Below are 18,660 nucleotides of genomic sequence, written 5' to 3'. Positions count from 1 at the left end.
GGTGCGGTGAAAGTGCGGTGCGGGGTGACGACGTCAGACGCGCGGCAGGGTGTCAAAGCGCTGCAGGCCCGCGGCCACCAGCACCGGGCTCAGGCCAGCGGCCCAGGCCGCCGCGGCGGCACCACACAGGATGTGCGCGGTCGCCATGTCGGTGATGCCGGCCAGTGGTGCGCGGGCGATCACCTCGCCGTTGTCGATCAGGCACACCGCATCTGCCTGCCAGCGCACGGTGCGTGGCATGTCCACGCCGTCCGGCACCGCACCGGCGCCATAGCCCAGGCTGCTGCCGTCGCAATGCTCGGCCAGCGCGGCCACGCCGGGTTCGTCCAGGTTGAGCACGCAGGCTCCTTGCGCCAGCACCACGTCGACCTGGGTGCGCAGCACGCGCGGCATGCCCGAGGCATCAAGAATGTCGTGGTGCGCCAAGCCTTCCCAGCCACCGAGGTCGGTCACCACGCCCACCAGGCAGCGGTCGTAGGGCAGGCCGTGGTCGAGGATCAGCGAAGGCGGGGTTTCCACCGCCAGGCCCTGGATCTCGCGGTTCATGAGCAGGCGCTGGCACTGCTCCCAGTAGTCGGCGCCCGCGCGCTCGATGCGCCGGCGCCCGATGTGGATGCCTTCGCTCGATGCGAGGCCGGCAGGAGCGCCCGCCAGGTCGAGCAGGAAGGCTGCGGCGCGGGTCAGCAGCGCGGTGCCTCGCGTGCCGCTCACCCCGATGAGGGGCACACGCCCGGCCATGGGCGTGGCAGGGTCGAACAGCTGGGCCACGATGGCTTCACCCACCGGGCGCGGCTGACCGATGGCCGGGCGCAGGTGCATGAGCAGACCGGGGCCGGCGTTCACTTCCACAATGGCGCCGCCCACCTCGTGCAGCGGACGGCCGATGTCCTGCGTGACCATGTCGATGCCGGCGATGTCCAGGCCCACGGCGCGCGCGGCGAGGCTCGCCATGTAGGCCACCTCGGGGTGCACGTCATCCGTGCAGTCGTAGGCCATGTTGCCGTTGCGCTGCACCAGCACGCGCTGGCCCTCGGCGGGCACGGCGTCGGCCCCCAGGCCCTGGCGCTCCAGCAGCAGGGCCATGGCCGGTTCACGCTCCAGGTGGATCGTCTCGAGCGGAAACTCTTCGGCCTCGCCGCGGCGCGGGTCGCTGTTGAGCTGCAGGTCGATGAGCGTTTTCACCGTGGCCACACCGTCGCCGGTGACCCACAGGCTCTCGCCCCGGTTGGCCGCCACCACACGCCCGCCCACCACCAGCACGCGGTGCTCGTTGCCCAGGATGTGGCGCTCCACGATCACGTCGCTGCCCTCGGCATCGGCAATGGCAAACGCGCGCTCGATGTCGGCCTGCTCACTCAGTTCGAGCGACACGCCGCGCCCGTGGTTGGCGTCGCTGGGCTTGACCACCACCGGCAGCCCGATGTCTTGCGCCGCTTCCCAGGCCTCGGCCGCGCTGGCCACGATCTGGCCCTCGGGCACCGGCACGCCACAGCTTTGCAGCAGGGTTTTGGTCAGGTCCTTGTCGCTGGCGATGTTCTCGGCGATCGCACTGGTGAGCTCGGTTTCCGCCGTCCAGATGCGGCGCTGGCGCGCGCCCTGGCCGAGCTGCACGAGGTTGCCTTCGGTCAGGCGCAGGTGCGGAATGCCGCGCTCGGTGGCCGCGTTCACAATGGCCGCCGTGGACGGGCCGAGCCAGGTGGCGTCGACCACGTCGTGCAGGGCCTTCACGGCAGCAGTCACATCAAAGGCCTGGTTGTTCATCGCCGCCTGCAAGAGCGCATGGCCGTGGGTCAGGGCCGCTTCGGCGGTGGCGCGGTTGCGCGCGCGAAACACCATGCGGTAGACACCGGGCTGGCTGGTGCTGCGCGTCTGGCCAAAGCCGGTGGGCATGCCCGCCAGGTTGAGCAGTTCGATCACGCAGTGCTCCAGCACATGGCCGGCCCAGGTGCCCTCGCGCAGCCGCTGCACAAACCCCCCCACCTCGCCCACGCCGCAATGGTGGGTGGCCAGGCCGGGCAGCCACGCCAGCAGCCGGTCGGTCAGGCCTTCGATGGTGTGGGACGGGTGCTGCTCCAGCTCACCCAGGTCCAGCCACACCTCCATCGTGGAGCGGTAGGTCCAGACGTTCGGACCTCCGAGGAAACGGTGGCGAAGCACAGTCAGCGCAAAACGGTTTGAATCCATAAAACCCGGGATTGAACACACAAAAGCCGGGCAAGGGACCCGGCTGTCAATGGGGGGGCTCGCGCCTTCACACGCCGCCCTGCGCAAGTGCCTCAAACACCCGCAGCCCGCATTCTGCGCCGTCCCGGGGACGTGCGGCTGAGCCGTGCACGACAAATTGTGGCTGTATGTCACACCAGCAACGCCGGTGAGTTGGCGCACAATTTCCGGTTCATGCAAACCACGCCCGCCCACCCCCACTCCGCCGCCCTCGGCCCCGCCCAAGCCGACGCCACCCCTGCGGACGTGCTGGCCCGCATGGCCCTCGATCTGGACGCCCAAGGCCACTTCGCCAGCGGCGAACTGCTGCTCACCGCCAGCGAACTGGTGCAGTTCGACGTGGACGGTGGCCGGCAGGCCTGGCCGCTGGACAGCGCGCAGCGCCTGCAGCACACCGACCTGGCCGGTGTGGCCACGCTGGACCTGCTGGACGGCGGCGGCCTGCGCCAGCGCTGGCGTTTCACCCTCGCCCAGAACCCCGATGCGTTGCGCCTGGTGCGCCAGTTCGATCTGGCCGTCACCCGCCTGCAGGGCGGCGCGGCACCCGTGCCCGAATCGGGCCTGCGCTGTCCGACCTGCCAGTCGCTCCTGAACCCCGACAGCGAGGAGTGCGAGGTGTGTGCGCGGCAAACGGCCGAGGTGCCGTCCACCTGGGTGCTGCTGCGGCTGTGGCGTTTTGCGCGGCCTTACCGCTGGCAGTTGCTTGCGGGCTTTCTGCTCACGCTGGCGTCCACCGCCGCCACGCTGGTGCCGCCCTACCTGACGATTCCGCTCATGGACGATGTGCTGATTCCGTTCCAGAACGGCCAGCAGATCGACAGCGCTTATGTGGCCTTGCTGCTCTCGGGTTTGCTGGGCGCGGGGCTGGTGGCCTGGGGGCTGGGCTGGGCGCGCACCTGGCTGCTGGCGCTGGTGTCCGAGCGCATCGCGGCCGATCTGCGCACCAGTGCGTTCGACCACCTGCTGGGCCTCTCGCTCGACTACTTTGGTGCCAAGCGCACCGGTGATCTGATCGCCCGCATCGGCTCCGAGACCGACCGGCTCTCGGTGTTCCTCTCGCTGCACGCGCTCGATTTCGCCACCGACGTGCTGATGCTGCTCATGACCTCGGCCATCCTGTTCTCCATCAACCCCTGGCTGGCGCTGGTCACGCTGCTGCCGCTGCCCTTCATTGCCTGGATGATCCACCGCGTGCGCGACCGCCTGCGCACCGGCTTCGAGAAGATCGACCGCGTGTGGGGCGACGTGACCAACGTGCTCGCCGACACCATTCCGGGCATCCGCGTGGTCAAGGCCTTTGCGCAGGAAAAGCGCGAGTCGGGGCGGTTTCACGAGGCCAACGCGCAGAACCTGGTGGTCAACGACCGCATCAACAAGACCTGGAGCCTGTTCACGCCCACCGTGACGCTGCTCACCGACATCGGCCTGCTGGTGGTCTGGGCCTTCGGCATCTGGCAGATCGCCAAGGGCGACATCACGGTCGGTGTGCTCACCGCCTTCATTGCCTACATCGGCCGCTTCTACGGCCGGCTCGACTCCATGAGCCGCATCGTCTCGGTGACGCAGAAGGCCGCCGCCGGCGCCAAGCGCATCTTCGACATCCTGGACCACGTGTCCAACGTGCCCGAGCCGGCCGATCCGGTGCAGGGCGTGCGGGTGCAGGGCGGGCTGAGCATCCACGGCATTGCGTTCCGCTACGGCAACCGCTCGGTGATCCGCGACCTGAGCCTGGACATCCGCCCCGGCGAAATGATCGGCCTGGTGGGCCACAGCGGCTCGGGCAAGAGCACGCTGGTCAACCTGATCTGCCGCTTCCACGACGTGAGCGAAGGACGCATCGAGCTCGACGGCCACGACATCCGCCGCTTCAAGGTGGCCGACTACCGCCGCCACATTGGCCTGGTGCTGCAGGAGCCGTTCCTGTTCTTCGGCACCGTGGCCGACAACATCGCTTACGGCAAACCCGGCGCCACGCGCGAGGAGATCGTGGCCGCGGCTCGCGCGGCCAATGCGCACGAATTCATCCTGCGGCTGGCACACGGCTACGACTCGCTGGTGGGCGAGCGCGGCCAGGGCCTCTCGGGTGGTGAGCGCCAGCGCATCAGCATCGCGCGCGCGCTGCTGATCGACCCGCGCATCCTGATCCTGGACGAAGCCACCTCGGCGGTGGACACCGAGACGGAAAAAGAGATCCAGAAGGCGCTGGACAACCTGGTGCAGGGCCGCACGACGATTGCCATCGCACACCGCCTGTCCACGCTGCGCAAGGCCGACCGCCTGGTGGTGATGGACCGCGGCGAGGTGGTGGAGGTGGGACCGCACGACCAGCTGATGGCGCGCCAGGGCCACTACTGGCGCCTGCACGAAGCCCAGGCGCGCCAGGCCGCCGCCGAAGACCCCGACCACATCGACAACGCCCTGGCCCACCACCTGCCGCAGCCCTCGGCGCACACCGGCAACCTCGCGCCATGAACACGTCCACAAGCCCCATGGCCGACTTCGATCTTTTCTCCGACGCTCAGGGCCGCTGGGTGTGCCGCGTGGCCGGCGGTGAGCCGCAGGTGGGTGTGCAGGTGGTGCGCTCGTTTCCGCTGAGCGCGCCCCTGGAAGCCATCTCCATCGTCGGCCCCGACGGGCACGAGGTGGTGTTCGTGGCGCGGCTCGATGCGCTGGACGAGACGCGCCGCGCGGCGGTGGCGCAGGCGCTGACGGAGCGTGAGTTTTCGCCGGTGATCCAGCGCATCCGCGAGGTCAGCACCTTCGGCACGCCCAGCACCTGGCAGGTGGACACCGACCGCGGCGCGACCGAACTCGTGCTCAAGGTGGAAGAAGACATCCGCCGGCTGCCGGGCCAGCGCCGCCTGCTGATCACCAGCGCACACGGCGTGGTGTTCGACATCCCCGACCGCAACGCACTGGACCGCAGCTCGCGCCGCTTCCTCGAGCGTTTTCTGTGACGCCGTGAGGCCGCCCAGGCGACGAAGGGCAGGCCCGTTTGTATGACGATCATCATATTTGTCGCTACAATCCCGGCATGGAAATCGCCCCCAGCCGCAAGGCCCTGACCCACGAACGCATACTCGACACGGCGGCACGCGCCATCCGGCGAGCGGGGTTTCAGGGCGTCGGCGTGGCCGACATCATGAAAGAGGCGGGTCTCACACACGGCGGTTTCTACGCGCACTTCGCCTCGCGCGACGCCTTGCTGGTCGAAGCCCTGGAGCACGCCGGCCGGCAAAGCGCCGAGCGCATTGCGCGGGGCAACGCGGTGCGCGAAGCCAAGGGCGCCAGCCCGTTTCGTGCGCTGATCGAAGGCTACCTGTCCGATCGCCACCTGAGCAACGCCGAAGAAGGTTGTGCGGTGGCCGCACTGGCCTCCGAGATGCCGCGCCAGGCACCCGAGGTGCGCTCCGCCGCCGCCCAGCGCGTGCGCGGCCTGGTGGAACGCGTGGGTGACACGCTGCCTGCCGACGCCGCGCCGGGCACGGCCACGGCGGTGGCCAGCCAGATGGTGGGCGCATTGCAGCTCGCACGCGCCCTGGGCAACAACGCCGAGGGGCGCGCCCTGCTGGCCGCCAACCGCAGCGCCTTGCTGGCGCAGCACGACACCCCTGTCCCAGGCTGAGGCGGTCATGGCGACCCCTTTCTCCACCCAACTTTCATGTCGATCTCGAATATGACGATCGTCATAAACAAGGTCTCCTCCACCCCCATCAACAGAAAGCACGAAGCATGAAACTCCACAACGCCACCGTTCTCATCACCGGCGCCAACCGCGGCATCGGTCTGGCCTTCGCTCGCGAGGCGCTGGCCCGCGGCGCGCGCAAGGTGTACGCCGGCGCGCGCAACCCCGCGAGCGTGACGCTGCCCGGCGTCGAAGCCATCGCGCTGGACGTGAACAGCCCCGAGCAGGTGGCCGCGGCCGCCCGCCACGCCGGCGACGTGACGCTGGTGATCAACAACGCCGGCATCGCGGCCCTGGGCAGCTTTCTCGGCGAAGACAGCATCGACTCGGCCCGCCGGCACATGGACACCAACTTCTTCGGTGTGTTGCGCGTGAGCCAGGCGTTTGCGCCGGTGCTCGCGGCCCAGGGCGGCGGCGCCATCCTCAACGTGCTGTCGGTGGCGAGCTGGATCAACTCGCCACTGCTCGCGGTCTACGGCGCCAGCAAGTCCGCCGCCTGGGCGCTCACCAACGGACTGCGCAACGACCTGCGCGCGCAGGGCACCCAGGTGCTGGGCCTGCACATGGGTTTTGTCGACACCGACCTCACGAGTGGCCTGGACATGCCGAAATCGTCACCCGAGGCCATCGTGCGCCGCGCCTTCGACGCGCTGGAAGCCGGCGCCGAGGAGGTGCTGGGCGACGAGCTCACGCAGCAGGTCAAGCTCGGCCTCTCGGCCGAACCGGGCATCTACCTGCGCGACGCGCGGGCTTGAACACCGCCGGGCATTTCCCATGACCGCTTCGCTCGCCCAGTCCCGCGTGCAGCAGATTCTGCACGCCCCGCTGCTGCCCACCCTCATGCGGCTGGCCACGCCCAACGTGATGGGCCTGTTCGCCATGACCATCGTGATCGGCTACGACGGCTACATCCTCGGGCGCCTGGGCGCCGACGCACTCGCCGGCATCGCGCTGGTGTTCCCCCTGTCCATGCTGATGATGCAGATGTCGGCCGGCGGCATCGGCGGGGCCACCACGGCCGCGGTGGCGCGCGCGCTGGGCGCGGGCCGCAGCGAGGACGCGAGCCGCCTGGCGCAGCAGGCGCTGTTCATCGCGGCCGTGCTGGCAGCGCTGTTCATGGTGGCGTTGCTCGGTTTCGGTCGCGGCATCTTCGGCGGCATGGGCGGGCGCGGTGCGGCGCTCGATGCCGCGCTTGCGTATGCGAACGTGTTGTTCAGCGGCGCGGTGGTCATCTGGTTCACCAACGTGCTGGCCGCCGTGGTGCGCGGCGCCGGCAACATGCTGCTGCCCTCGGTCCTGCTGCTGGCCACGGCACTGCTGCACCTGGTGCTGTGCCCGCTGCTGGTGTTCGGCTGGGGGCCGGTGCCCGGGCTGGGCGTGGCCGGCGCGGCCGTGAGCACGCTGGTGGTGAACGGCGCTTCGGCCCTCGTGATGGTCGCCCACCTGATGCGACGCGACGGCCCCGTGCAGCTGCAGCGCTCGCCCTGGCGGCTGCACGCGCCGCTGGTGCGCGACATCCTGCGCGTGGGGCTGCCGGCGTCCATGAGCCCGGTGATCAGCAACGCGTCCATTGCGGTGGCGACCGCCTTCGTCGGCAGCTACGGCACGGCCGCGCTCGCCGGCTACGGCGTGGCGGCGCGGCTCGAATACATCCTGGTGCCAATCGCGTTCGGCTTCGGCACCGCGCTCACCGCGATGGTGGCCACCAACATGGGTGCGGGGCAATCGATGCGTGCGGTGCGCGTGGCCTGGGTGGGCGGTGCGGTCGTGGCGGCCATCACCGGTGGCATCGGCGTGGTCACCGCACTGGCGCCGGCGCTGTGGATGACCCTCTTCACCGCCGACCTCGAGGTGCTGGGATTCGGCGCGCGCTACCTCAACATCGTGGGCGGTTGCTACGCGTTTTTCGGTCTTGGTCTGGCGCTGTTTTTTGCCTCACAGGGCGCAGGCCGCATGTTCTGGCCGCTGGCCGGCAGCATGGCGCGTCTGGTGGTGCTGGTGGTGGGCGGCTGGCTGTGCGTGCACGTTTTCCAGACCTCGGCCACGGCCCTGTTTGCCGTGATCGCCTTCAGCCTGGTGCTCTATGGTTCGACCATTGCGATCGCGATCCGGCTGGGCAGCTGGACGCGATGAACCCCCTCCGACCATCACCACAGGAGACAACATGAACACACTCGCGGATCAATTCAATGCGCGCGGCGCTGACGCACTGCCCGGCCACCTGGGCCTGGTCATCACCCACGTGAGTCCCACCGAGGTTCGGTCTGAACTCGGGGTGAAGCCGACCACCATGGCGCCCAACGGTTTTCTGCACGCGGGCAGCGTGGTCACGCTGGCCGACACCAGCTGTGGCTACGGCTGCGTGGCCAACCTGCCGAAAGACGCCACGGGTTTCACCACCATCGAACTCAAGAGCAACCACCTGGGCACGGCGCGCGAAGGCACCATCGACTGCGTGGCCACGCCCGTCCACCTGGGGCGCACCACGCAGGTGTGGGACGCGACCGTCACGCACCGCGAGACAGGCAAGACGATCGCGCTGTTTCGCTGCACACAGATGGTGCTGTACCCCAAGGCTTGATCAGCGCTTTCGCACCAGGTCGGCCACGATGGTCACCAGGGCCATCACGATGAAGATGACGAAGAGCACCTTGCCGATGCTCGCGGCACCCGCAGCCAGTCCGCCGAAGCCGAGCACGGCGGCGATCAGGGCGATGATGAAAAAGACGACGGCGTAGTGCAGCATTTCTGGCTCCTGGATGGGCGCAACGACTGCCGTTGCGATGACTCCACTGTAGAAATCCCCGCTCCCGAATTCTGCAAGCCTGCGCCCTGAACCCTTGTAGGAGAACGCCGACGAGATCGCCGTGCTCAAGGCTTGCGCGGCGCCACCGGTTTGGCCCCCGACTGCTCGGGCGCTGCCGCGACGGTGCAGGGGTCGACCTTGCTGGTGGAGCCCTGTTCGATCAGTGGCAGCAGTGCCGCCGCCGGACCCACCGCCGCACCCAGCGCCACCGCGCCGAGCACGCGGCCGATCAGGCCCTGCGCCTCGATACCGACCTGCGGATCACCCAGCGTGCCGGACACGGTGACGGGCGTGCGCAGGGACAGCGGCGACCAGTCGTGCGAGCGGGTCACGACGCGCAATGCCAGCGACTCGTCGCGCAGGCTCACCTGGCCGGTGATGCGGATGGTGCTGTCGGCGCTGTCGATCACCGCCAGCGTGGGCGCCACCACCCCGTTGCGCGCGATCATGTCGAAGCGCGCGCAGCGCAGGGGCAACGGCTGGTCACCGCGGATCAGCACGCCCAGCGATTCGGCCACGTCCAGGCCCATGGCTTCGGTGGCCAGGTGGGACAGCGTGCCGTCGCGCAGGGTGAGCTGCACGGGGCCGTCGAGGCTGGCCAGGATCTCGCCGGTGGAGCGGCCCGCGCCGCGCACGTGCACGCTGCCGAACAGCAGGCCCGTGATGTAACTCTGCACCGCCTGGTCGCCGCCCTGGCGGGCCTCGTTGCGCTCTTTCCTCAGGGTGGCCGCGCCCTTGGCGTTGGGTGCGCTGGCGGGCGCTTCATCGGTCCTCAAGCCCCGCAGCCAACCGGCCATGTCGATACCTTTGAATTCGAGCCTGGCCACCCAGGCGGCCGGGCTGGCGTTGGCGTCGAGTTGCGTCGAACCCGCGATCGACCCACCCGAGACCACAGCCTTCAAGTCGTCCAGCTTCAGCACGCCGCCGGCCAGGCGCACGCGCGTCTTGAGCTTCTGCAGCGGTGCCATGGCCGTGGTGCCGAAGTCCAGCTGGTCGATGTCCACCTGCACATCGGCGTTCATCGCCTTGAGCGAGGGCAGGTCAAAACGGCGCTGCGGCAGCACGCGGCCCGGTGGGGTGGCGTCGTCTCGGGTGGTGTCGCCACCCTTGCCACCGATGGCGGGGCCCAGGTCGGCCAGGGCGAGCCGGCTGCCGGTGAGTTGGCCCGACAACTTGGACGGCTTCTCGCGCTGGTCGAACAGCAGGTCGCCCGCCAGCTGGCTGCTGCCGATGACGGCGCTCTTCGCTTTCAGACGCCAGGCGCCGGCCTCGTGGTCCAGCGTGCCGCGCAGATCGAAGGGCGGTGTCTGCGGCAGGGTGATGCCCAGCGGTTCGCCCACGGCGGCCAGCGAGCGGCCCTTGAACCGGATCTCGCCCTGCAGGCGCGGCGTGCCCAGCAACGCGGCGGCCTGGCCGTCGAACAGCAGGCGCGAGGTGCCCACGCTGCCCTCCACGCGCATCGGCACCCAGGGCGCGTCGGCGGCGCCTTCGGCGTCCTGCAGCAGAGGCAGGGTGCTGCCGGCGCGCACGTCGAGCTTGAGCGGCAAGGCCTGGTAGCGGCCATTGAACGTGGCCACATAACCCGCGTCGGCGCCCTGCACGGCTTCGCCCTCGCTGCCCTGCACGGCCACCTTGAGGTCCACGTCCTGCACCGCGTCGTTCCAGTCGATGCGGCCTTTCTTCATGAGCAGCGTGCCGAAGCGCGGCAGGCTGTCCACCGCATCGGTCTCGTCTTCGGGCTTGGGCGCACCGAGCCGCCAGTTGGCGCTGCCGTCCTTCAGGCGCACCAGTTGAGCGTCGAGTTCGTCCGCCTGCAGGCTGTGCACACGCAAACGCTCGCCCTGACGCCAGCGCCACACATCGCCCCAGGTCCAGGCCAGGGAGACGCCTTGCGCATCCAGCAGGTGCGGCACCTTGAAACGCTCGTCCGAGGCGATCTGCAGCCGGTCGACCATCAGGCGCGGACGCCAGACCAGGTGGAGCTTCACGTCACCCTGCAGCACCACCGGCACGCCCGCCCCCTTGCTCATGGCGTTTTCCATGGGCTGGCGCAACACGGGCCAACCGCTCATCTCCCCCACCAACACCCCCAGCGCCAGCAGACCCGCCACGCCTGCAGCCACCCAGGCAGGGCGGCGCCAGCGCGGGCTCGGTGCGGGGGTGGGCTGGGGGTCGGCGGTGTGGTCTGTCGGCACGGTTTGTTGCTCAAAAGGGTCTTGCGAGCCATTGTGGAGGGCCGGCCACGGGGCGTATGTGTGGCAGCGAACCGACCGGCCCACTTTGGCCGCCTAGTCTGTGGCGATGACCGAATCCCTGCCTGCCACCTCCCCGCACACAGGCGCGCCCGATGGCGCCCGGCCTGCGGCGAGTGCGCAATGGACCGAACAGGGCAACGGCTGGTTGCTCGGCATCGGCGGCGAGTGGCGCGGTCACGGCGCAGCCCTGCCTGCGGCACCCGGCGCCCTGGTGCAAGGCGAGGTGCGCTTTGACACCACGGCGCTCGGCTCGTGGGACGTGGCGCTTGCCTCCAGCCTGTGGCAGCGGCTGAGTGCACTGACCCGGCCGCCGGTGACCATCGACCTGCAAGGCCTGCCAGAGGGCCTGCGCGAGATCCTGTCGATGGCGCTGACCGAAACCCCCGCGGCCACCGCACCCCGGCGCGAGCCGGACCGCATCACCCGCGTGGGTGCCAGCACCCAGGCCTGGTGGGACGACGGGCGCCGCTCGCTCACCTTGGTGGGCGAGGTGGTGCTGTCGGTCGGCCGCTTGCTGCGCGGCAAAAGCGGCATGCGCTGGAGCGACCTGGCCTGGCAGGTGGAGCAGACGGGGCCGCGCAGCCTGCCCATCGTGGCGCTGGTGAGTTTTCTGGTGGGCCTGATCGTGGCCTACATGGGCGCGGCGCAACTGCAGCGCTTCGGCGCACAGAACTTCATTGCCGACCTCGTCACCGTGGGCGTGGTGCGCGAGGTGGCCGCGCTGCTGGTGGGCATCGTGCTCGCGGGCCGCGTGGGCGCCGCCTTCGCAGCGCAGATCGGCAGCATGCGGGCCAACGAGGAGGTGGACGCACTCACCACGCTGGGGGTGAACCCGGTCGATTTTCTGGTGCTGCCGCGTGTGCTCGCTCTGCTGATCGTGGGGCCCATGCTCACCGCGTTTGCCGCGGTGGTGGGCATGGGTGTGGGCTGGCTGGTGGCTGTGGGCCTCTACGGTGTGACGCCGCTCGAGTATGTGTATGCCAGCGCCCAGGCGCTCACCCTGCCACACGTGCTGATCGGCCTGCTCAAGGGCACGGTGTACGCCGTGCTGGTCGCGCTGGCCGGTTGCCTGCAAGGCATGTCGGCCGGGCGCAGCGCGCAGGCCGTGGGCGACGCCACCACCGCCGCGGTGGTGCAGGCCATCGTGTGGATGGTGGTCGCCGCCTCGGTGCTCACGGTGGTCTTTCAACAACTGGGCTGGTGACACGATGAGCCCCCCCCTGATCCGCGTGCAGGCCCTGACCATGGCCTTTGGCGACAACGTCGTGCAGCGCGACCTCACGTTCGACGTGTTGCCCGGCGAGGTGCTGTGCATCGCGGGCGGCAGCGGCTGTGGCAAGAGCACCTTGCTGCGCCACCTCATCGGCCTGCAGGCACCGGCCGCCGGCCAGGTCCTGCACGGCTCGCAAGACCTGTACGCGGCCGATGCGCAGACCCTGGACGTGCTGCGCCAGGGCTTCGGTGTGGCCTTCCAGGCGGGTGCGCTGTGGAGCAGCATGACGGTGGGCGAAAACGTGATGCTGCCGCTGCAGCTCTTCACCGAACTCGACGCGCAGGCCTGCGAGCAGGCCGCGCGCTTCAAGCTCGCGCTGGTGGGCCTGGCCGGCAGCTTCGAGGCCGAACCCGCCCAACTGAGCGGCGGCATGCGCAAGCGCGCAGCGATCGCGCGCGCGCTGGCTCTCGATCCGCCACTGCTGTTTCTCGACGAACCTTCGGCCGGTCTGGACCCGCTGTCGTCGGCCCATCTGGACGACCTCATCCGCCACCTGCGCGACGACCTGGGAACCGCCGTGGTGATGGTCAGCCACGAGCTGGGCAGCATCTTCGCGCTGGCCGACCGCGTGCTCTTTCTCGACGCACAAACCAAAACCATGACCGCCCTTGGCCCCCCCGACGAACTGTTGCGCAGCGGCCCCCCCGGCGTGCAGGCCTTTCTGCGCCGCGGCGCCACCGAACCCGAGACCGAAGCCGCATGAAGCGCCAGCTCAGCCCCACCCTCATCGGCACCTTCGTGGTGGTCGGTCTGGCCTTGATCGCCACCGCCATCATCGCGCTGGCGGGCAACAGCCTGTTCACACGCAAGGAGAAAGCCGTCATGTTTTTCAGTGGCTCGGTGTATGGATTGCAGGTGGGCGCCCCGGTGGTGTTCCGCGGCGTGCGGGTGGGCAGCGTGGAGTCGATCGCGGTGTTCTACGACCGCAAGACGGACGACTTCTCCATTCCCGTGGTGGTCGGGCTCGAAGGCGATGCGGTGAGCGGGCTCGACGGTCGCCGCACCAAGGGCGTGGGCCTGGCGCTGCCGGCCTTGGTCCAGCGCGGCCTGAGCGCTCAGCTGTCCATGCAAAGCCTGCTGACCGGCCAGCTGTACGTGGACCTGGACCTGCGCCCCGAACGCCCGGGCGATCTGCGCGGCACCTACAAGGGCGTGACCGAGATCCCGACCACCGCCACCGCCATCCAGGCGCTGAAGAACCAGCTCGAAGGCATGGATTTCCGCAAGATCGCCGAAGACCTGGCCGCCATCGCCGCCTCAGCGCGCGCCATGGTCTCCGGCCCCGAGCTCAAGCAGGCGCTGACCGACCTGGCCGCGATCACGGCCACCGTGAACCGCGTGGCCACCAAGCTGGACAAACGCATCGACCCGCTGGCCAACGAGCTGCAGCGTTCACTCGTGTCCACCCGCTCCGCCATGGACGGCCTGGGTCAGGCCGCGGGCTCGGTCAACAAAACGTCCGACCAGGTGGGCGAGCTGCTCGCACCCAACGCGCCGCTGGTGCAGAACCTGCAGCGCGCCGCCGACGAGGTGGGCCGCAGCGCCGCCTCGCTGCGCGAAGCCACCGCCGACGACTCCAGCCTGCGCCTGGGCGCCGACCGCGCACTCGACGACCTCTCGCGCGCGGCCCGTGCCCTGCGCGACCTGGCCGAAACGCTGGAGCAGCAACCCGACTCGGTGCTGCGCGGCCGCAAGGTGGCGCCATGAAGCGCCGCCACATCCTCACGTGCGCAGGTGCGGTGCCTCTGCTGCTGGCGGGCTGTGCGTCCACACAGGTGCCCACGCGCTGGTACGAACTCAAGAGCGAGCCGCCGGAGGCGGTGCCCTCGCCCCGGCCCGGCGACGGTTCGGTGTGGGAACTCTCGGGCCGTCTGCCCCTGCCCGGCACGCTGGAGCGCGACACCCTGGTGGTGTCCAGCGGCGCGGCCGGGGTGCTGCCGCTCTTGGGCCACCGCTGGGTGGTGCCGCTGCGCGACAGCATTCCCCAACGGCTGGCGGGCGACCTGGCGCTGCTGCGCGGCGAAGGCCTGGTGTGGCTGTCTCCCGCGCCGGCGGGTGTGGTGGTGGCGCGCCGGCTGCGCGTGGCCATCGACACGCTGGTGGCCGACGAAGCGCGCCAGACGCTGCGCCTGCGCGCGCGCTGGTGGTTCACCGACACCGCCGCAGCGGCCACCCAGCCGCCCAGCTCCGGCCAGGCCGATATCGACATCGCCCTGTCCGGTCCTTCGACCGACGAGCTGGCCGCTGCCCACCGTCTGGCCCTGTGGCGCCTGGCCCGGCGCATCAGCGGCGCATCATGACTCTGCGCGGGCGACGACGCGTTGTCGGCCTTGTCCGACACGTCCGGATTGCCCCCGCCGACACATGCCCTGCGCCAGCGCGGTCACACTCGCGCGTACGCCACCGTGGCGTCCCCTTCACCCTTCCTCTGTAGCACCCATGCACACGACACGCTCACCCCACCTGTCCGGCCCGCGTCGGCTGTGTGGCCTGGCCCTTTCCAGCCTGCTGCTGGTGGCGGGGTGTACCAGCCTGCCGCCCAGAACCGCCGACGTGCCCGCGGAACAGGCCGGCACGGTCAATGTGAGCGGCGCGTCCGGCCAGGTGTCGGCCACGGCCGAGCGCAAGGCGCTGCAAGGCATGGTCAACGAGGGCAAGAAGGACCTGGCGATTCACCACCTGAAGACGCTGGTCTCCACCGGCGAAGCCGATCTCTACCGCGGCAACCGCACGCGGCTGCTGATCGACGGACCGGCCACCTTCGGCGCCATGAAGGCGGCGATTGCACAGGCCCGCGGCCGCGTGCTGCTGCAGAGCTACATCGTGGAAGACGAGGGCGTGGCGGCCGAGGTGGCCGAGCTGCTGCTGGCGCGCGCGGCACAAGGCGTGAAAGTGGCCATGATCTACGACTCGGTGGGCTCGATCAGCACGCCCGAGACGTTCTTCAAGCGCCTGGTCGACGGTGGCGTGTCGGTCTGCGCTTTCAACCCGATCAACCCGATCAAACGCCCAGGCTTCTGGGGACTGACGCACCGCGACCACCGCAAGCTGCTGGTGGTCGACGAGGACGTGGCCTACACAGGGGGCATCAACATCAGCCGGGTCTATGGCTCCAGCTCGCTGGGCCGCAGTGGTCAGCCCACCGGCAAGGGCGCGCTCGACGACGGCTGGCGCGACACACAGATCGAACTGCGCGGCCCTGTGGTGCCGGTGATCGGCCAGGTGTTCGAGGCCACCTGGCGCGAGCAGGGCTGCCAGGGTGAGCTCGGCCAGGCAGCCCCTCGCAAGGCCGCCGCCGAGCCCGGCACGCGCGTGGTGAAGGTGATTGCGAGCGACCCGCGCGACAAGGAAAACCGCATCTACAGCTCGCTGCTGGCGGCGGTGGACGCCGCGCAGGTCAGCGTGCGTTTCACCATGGCGTATTTCGCGCCCGGCACCGACTTTGTGGACGCCCTGCGCAAGGCGGCCGAGCGGGGTGTCGAGGTGGAAATGGTGCTGCCCGGCCGCAGCGACTCGTCGCTGGCGTTCCACGCGGGGCGTTCCTACTACGACGACCTGCTGAGTTCGGGTGTGCGCATCTACCAGATGGAGCACGCGCTGATGCACGCCAAGACGGCCGTGATCGACGGGGTGTTCTCCACGGTGGGGTCCAGCAACCTCGACTGGCTGAGTTTTGTGGCCAACAGCGAGCTCAACGTGATCGTGCTGGGCGACGACTTCGGCGCCGAGATGAACCGGCTCTTTGAACGCGACCGTGACGCCTCCAGGCAGGTCACGCTGGAGGAGTGGCGACGGCGCGGCCTGAACGACCGTGCGATGGAAACGCTGAGCCGGCTGATGGAGCGGATGCTCTGAGGGCGCGAGCGCTCGTTACTGGATCAGGCCGTTCTTGAGCGCGTAGTAGGTGAGGTCGCTGTTGCTGCCGAGCTTGAGTTTTTCCAGCACACGCGAGCGGTAGGTGCTCACGGTCTTCACGCTCAGGAACATCTGCTCGGCCATGTGGCCGATGGTCTCGCCCTGGGCCAGGCGCAGGAACACCTGCAGCTCGCGCTCCGACAACAGCTCGTGGGGCGGCTGTTCGCTGGCGCCGGCCGCACCGTCGGCCAGCAATTCGGCCACGGCCTGGCTCACGTAACGCCGGCCACGCGCCACGGTGCGGATCGCGTTGACGATGTCTTCGGGCGCACATTCCTTGTTGAGATAACCACTGGCACCGTAACGCAGCAAGGTGGTGGCGTACTGTGCTTCGGGGAAGCCGCTCAGGATGAGCACAGCCAGATCGGGAAAGCGCGCCTTGATGGCCTGCAGCGCGTCCACGCCGCCGTGTTCGGGCATGGAGATGTCCATCAGCAGCACGTCGACCTCACCACCACGCACCAGTTCAAGCGCCTCGCGGCCGTTGTTCGCTTCGCCCGTCACGCGCAGGTCCACGTGCTCCGAAAGATATTGCCGCAGACCGCTTCGCACGATGGCGTGGTCGTCCACGATTCCGATTCTGATCATGAGGGCCCCGGTTGCCTGGTTGGAAATGCACAAAATCTAACAGGCCCGGTGGGCGAGCGCCGTCAGACAACGCCTACACGCCACACGCCGGGACCATCGGCCTTGTCCTACACGGCAACGGCTCCATGCCCGACACGGTTGTGTTCACCCCCCTCCTACAGTGAAGGCACGGCTTGACGCTGACCTACAGCACCGGGTCGAGGGCCGGTGATCCCACCGACCCAACACGTAAGCAACCTCAACAGGAGAAGCACATGAATTGGGACCGAATCGAAGGCAACTGGAAGCAACTCAAAGGTCGCGTGACCGAGCAGTGGGGCAAGCTGACCGATGACGACTTTGACGTGGTCAATGGCCGCCGCGAACAGCTCGCCGGCAAGATCCAGGAGCGCTACGGCGTGGCCAAGGACGAAGCCGAGCGGCAAGTGACCGAATGGGAACGCCGCGCAGGTGACGACTGGTTCGACAAAGCCACCAAACGCCCCACCGACAAGGTTTGACGCGCACCGACCACCACGCCAGAACCTGACACCCTGAATCCACGCGCCGGCTCCGGCCGGCGCATTTCCCCAAGGAGAACACCATGAAATCCACCCACCGTTACACCGCCCTGTTCGCCGCCGCTGCGGCCACCGTGCTGATCGCTGCCTGCGGCGAGAAAGTCGATGACTCGACCGTGGGCCAGCGGATCGACAACTCCACCGCCACCGTGCAGTCCGCCGCCACAGAGATGAAGAACGACGCCCAGGTGGCCGCCAACGACATGCAGGCCGCCGGTTCCAAAGCCGCCGACAGCGTGGCCGAAAGCGCCAGCGACATGGCCATCACCACCAAGGTGAATGCCGCACTCGCCGCCGACGACCAGCTCAGCGCCTTGAAGATCGACGTGGACACCGAAGCCGGCAACGTCGCGCTGACCGGCACCGCACCCGATGAAGCGTCGCGTGCCCGTGCCACCACCCTGGCCGCCGCCGTGGACGGTGTGGTCACCGTGGACAACCGCCTGACCATTGGCAAGAACAGCTGAACACAGCCCAACCAACACACCAAAACCTGGAGGACACCATGAAACTCGCACACGCCGTGTTGGCGGCCGCTGCCGCCTTCTCTCTGGTTCAGCTCACCGGCTGCGCAGTCGCCCGCGACCAGCAGACCGTGGGTGCCTACATCGACGATGCCACCATCACCACCCGGGTGAAGGCGCGCATGGCCGAAGACAAGACCGTCAGCGCAACGTCCATCAACGTGGAAACCCTCAACGGCACGGTGCAGCTCTCGGGCTTTGCCAAGTCGACCGACGAGCGCGCGACGGCCGAACGCCTGGCCCGCTCCACCCCCGGCGTGCAGGCCGTCCGCAACGACATCCTGGTGCGCTGAACGCCGCCGCACCGCACGCTGTAGGACGCCACCTACAGACGCTGCGGCCTTTTTCAACGAAGCTCACAGGGCGCACATCGCAGCAATGCGGGGCGCCCTGAATCCGTTCATGAACACCCAAACCTACATGCCCGCGCTCAAGACCTTCATCGTTGAAGACAACCAGGTGATCTACGAGAACCTGGTGTCCACGCTGCAGGAGCTGACCGAAGTGGAGGTGGTGGGTCATGCGCGCGATGAGGCCGGCGCGTTGCGCTGGCTGCGCAGCGAGGGCGATTCACTCGATCTGCTGATCATCGATATATTCCTCGTCACGGGCTCTGGCCTGGGTGTGCTCAAGGCGGCGCAGGATGCGCACCTCGGTGCCCGGCGTGTGGTGCTGACCAACTACGCCACCGCCGATATCCGCCGGCGTTGTGCGGTCCTGGGGGCAGACAGGGTGTTCGACAAGTCGTGTGAACTGGACGACCTCATCACCTATTGCGCACGCGTGTCGGATGGTTCGGCCACACAGCCCGGCGAACTGAATTAGTTTCCA

19 protein-coding genes are annotated in these 18,660 nt (G+C 68.9%); 15 read left to right on the top strand and 4 right to left on the bottom strand.

Translation table 11 applies throughout. The features are described 5' to 3' along the window. Positions 1 to 33: 33 nt before the first annotated feature. Positions 34 to 2,184 (bottom strand): cyanophycin synthetase family protein, encoded by a 2,151-nt coding sequence (locus tag BSY239_RS20230; protein WP_069048391.1) that lies wholly within the window; start codon positions 2,182 to 2,184, stop codon positions 34 to 36. Between the two features lie 213 nt (positions 2,185 to 2,397). Here BSY239_RS20230 and BSY239_RS20225 point away from each other — a divergent pair, with 213 nt between their 5' ends. The 6 genes from BSY239_RS20225 to BSY239_RS20200 all read left to right on the top strand — a co-directional run bounded on the left by BSY239_RS20225 (position 2,398) and on the right by BSY239_RS20200 (position 8,489). Next, positions 2,398 to 4,695, top strand: a complete 2,298-nt coding sequence (locus tag BSY239_RS20225) for a cyanophycin metabolism-associated ABC transporter (RefSeq protein ID WP_069048390.1) — start codon at positions 2,398 to 2,400, stop codon at positions 4,693 to 4,695. Beyond that, a complete protein-coding gene (locus BSY239_RS20220) occupies positions 4,692 to 5,180 on the top strand; it encodes a cyanophycin metabolism-associated DUF1854 family protein (protein WP_069048389.1) in 489 nt (162 codons plus the stop codon). The genes BSY239_RS20225 and BSY239_RS20220 overlap by 4 nt, the downstream gene beginning before the upstream one ends. 77 nt (positions 5,181 to 5,257) lie before the next feature. Further along, on the top strand, positions 5,258 to 5,848 hold the full coding sequence (locus BSY239_RS20215; RefSeq protein ID WP_069048388.1) for a TetR/AcrR family transcriptional regulator: 591 nt from the start codon (positions 5,258 to 5,260) through the stop codon (positions 5,846 to 5,848). Between the two features lie 107 nt (positions 5,849 to 5,955). Beyond that, on the top strand, positions 5,956 to 6,663 hold the full coding sequence (locus BSY239_RS20210; RefSeq protein WP_069048387.1) for an SDR family oxidoreductase: 708 nt from the start codon (positions 5,956 to 5,958) through the stop codon (positions 6,661 to 6,663). Between the two features lie 19 nt (positions 6,664 to 6,682). After that, a complete protein-coding gene (locus BSY239_RS20205) occupies positions 6,683 to 8,041 on the top strand; it encodes an MATE family efflux transporter (protein WP_069048386.1) in 1,359 nt (452 codons plus the stop codon). A gap of 31 nt (positions 8,042 to 8,072) precedes the next feature. Next, the gene (locus BSY239_RS20200; protein WP_069048385.1) at positions 8,073 to 8,489 is read left to right on the top strand and encodes a PaaI family thioesterase; all 417 of its coding nucleotides are present in this window, start codon (positions 8,073 to 8,075) and stop codon (positions 8,487 to 8,489) included. Here the strand turns inward: BSY239_RS20200 and BSY239_RS20195 are convergent, their stop codons facing one another. Continuing rightward, positions 8,490 to 8,654 carry a DUF1328 domain-containing protein gene (locus BSY239_RS20195; RefSeq protein WP_069048384.1) on the bottom strand — a complete coding sequence of 55 codons (165 nt, stop codon included), beginning with the start codon at positions 8,652 to 8,654 and terminating at the stop codon, positions 8,490 to 8,492. A 125-nt stretch (positions 8,655 to 8,779) separates the two neighbouring features. Then, positions 8,780 to 10,909 carry an AsmA family protein gene (locus BSY239_RS20190; protein WP_069048383.1) on the bottom strand — a complete coding sequence of 710 codons (2,130 nt, stop codon included), beginning with the start codon at positions 10,907 to 10,909 and terminating at the stop codon, positions 8,780 to 8,782. 106 nt (positions 10,910 to 11,015) lie between these two features. Between BSY239_RS20190 and BSY239_RS20185 the strand changes: the two genes are divergently transcribed. From BSY239_RS20185 to BSY239_RS20165, 5 genes are all read left to right on the top strand, one after another. Then, entirely contained in the window at positions 11,016 to 12,173 is a 1,158-nt protein-coding gene (locus BSY239_RS20185; protein ID WP_083240090.1) for an MlaE family ABC transporter permease, read from the top strand. Between the two features lie 4 nt (positions 12,174 to 12,177). Then, positions 12,178 to 12,945: an ABC transporter ATP-binding protein gene (locus BSY239_RS20180; RefSeq protein WP_069048382.1), complete on the top strand. Its 768-nt coding sequence runs from the start codon at positions 12,178 to 12,180 to the stop codon at positions 12,943 to 12,945. Beyond that, the gene (locus BSY239_RS20175) at positions 12,942 to 13,949 is read left to right on the top strand and encodes an MlaD family protein (RefSeq protein ID WP_069048381.1); all 1,008 of its coding nucleotides are present in this window, start codon (positions 12,942 to 12,944) and stop codon (positions 13,947 to 13,949) included. The genes BSY239_RS20180 and BSY239_RS20175 overlap by 4 nt, the downstream gene beginning before the upstream one ends. Further along, complete coding sequence (locus BSY239_RS20170; RefSeq protein ID WP_069048380.1) at positions 13,946 to 14,542, top strand: PqiC family protein; 597 nt, start codon at positions 13,946 to 13,948, stop codon at positions 14,540 to 14,542. Before BSY239_RS20175 ends, BSY239_RS20170 begins: the two co-directional genes overlap by 4 nt. A gap of 139 nt (positions 14,543 to 14,681) precedes the next feature. Then, positions 14,682 to 16,097, top strand: a complete 1,416-nt coding sequence (locus tag BSY239_RS20165) for a phospholipase D-like domain-containing protein (protein WP_069048379.1) — start codon at positions 14,682 to 14,684, stop codon at positions 16,095 to 16,097. A gap of 15 nt (positions 16,098 to 16,112) precedes the next feature. On the opposite strand, the gene BSY239_RS20160 is transcribed toward BSY239_RS20165, so the two are convergent. Beyond that, entirely contained in the window at positions 16,113 to 16,745 is a 633-nt protein-coding gene (locus BSY239_RS20160) for a response regulator (protein WP_069048378.1), read from the bottom strand. Between the two features lie 254 nt (positions 16,746 to 16,999). Between BSY239_RS20160 and BSY239_RS20155 the strand changes: the two genes are divergently transcribed. From BSY239_RS20155 to BSY239_RS20140, 4 genes are all read left to right on the top strand, one after another. Continuing rightward, positions 17,000 to 17,245 carry a CsbD family protein gene (locus tag BSY239_RS20155; RefSeq protein WP_069048377.1) on the top strand — a complete coding sequence of 82 codons (246 nt, stop codon included), beginning with the start codon at positions 17,000 to 17,002 and terminating at the stop codon, positions 17,243 to 17,245. Positions 17,246 to 17,328: 83 nt separating this feature from the next. Then, entirely contained in the window at positions 17,329 to 17,772 is a 444-nt protein-coding gene (locus tag BSY239_RS20150; RefSeq protein WP_069048376.1) for a BON domain-containing protein, read from the top strand. Positions 17,773 to 17,810: 38 nt separating this feature from the next. Then, positions 17,811 to 18,122, top strand: a complete 312-nt coding sequence (locus BSY239_RS20145) for a BON domain-containing protein (protein ID WP_069048375.1) — start codon at positions 17,811 to 17,813, stop codon at positions 18,120 to 18,122. 109 nt (positions 18,123 to 18,231) lie between these two features. After that, entirely contained in the window at positions 18,232 to 18,654 is a 423-nt protein-coding gene (locus BSY239_RS20140; RefSeq protein WP_442905754.1) for a response regulator, read from the top strand. The last annotated feature ends 6 nt before the right edge of the window (positions 18,655 to 18,660 follow it).

It is taken from the genome of Hydrogenophaga sp. RAC07 (assembly GCF_001713375.1).
Classification (GTDB): domain Bacteria; phylum Pseudomonadota; class Gammaproteobacteria; order Burkholderiales; family Burkholderiaceae_C; genus Hydrogenophaga.
The sequence above is the reverse complement of the archived record's forward strand: the minus strand, read 5'-3'. Positions and strand labels throughout refer to the sequence as shown.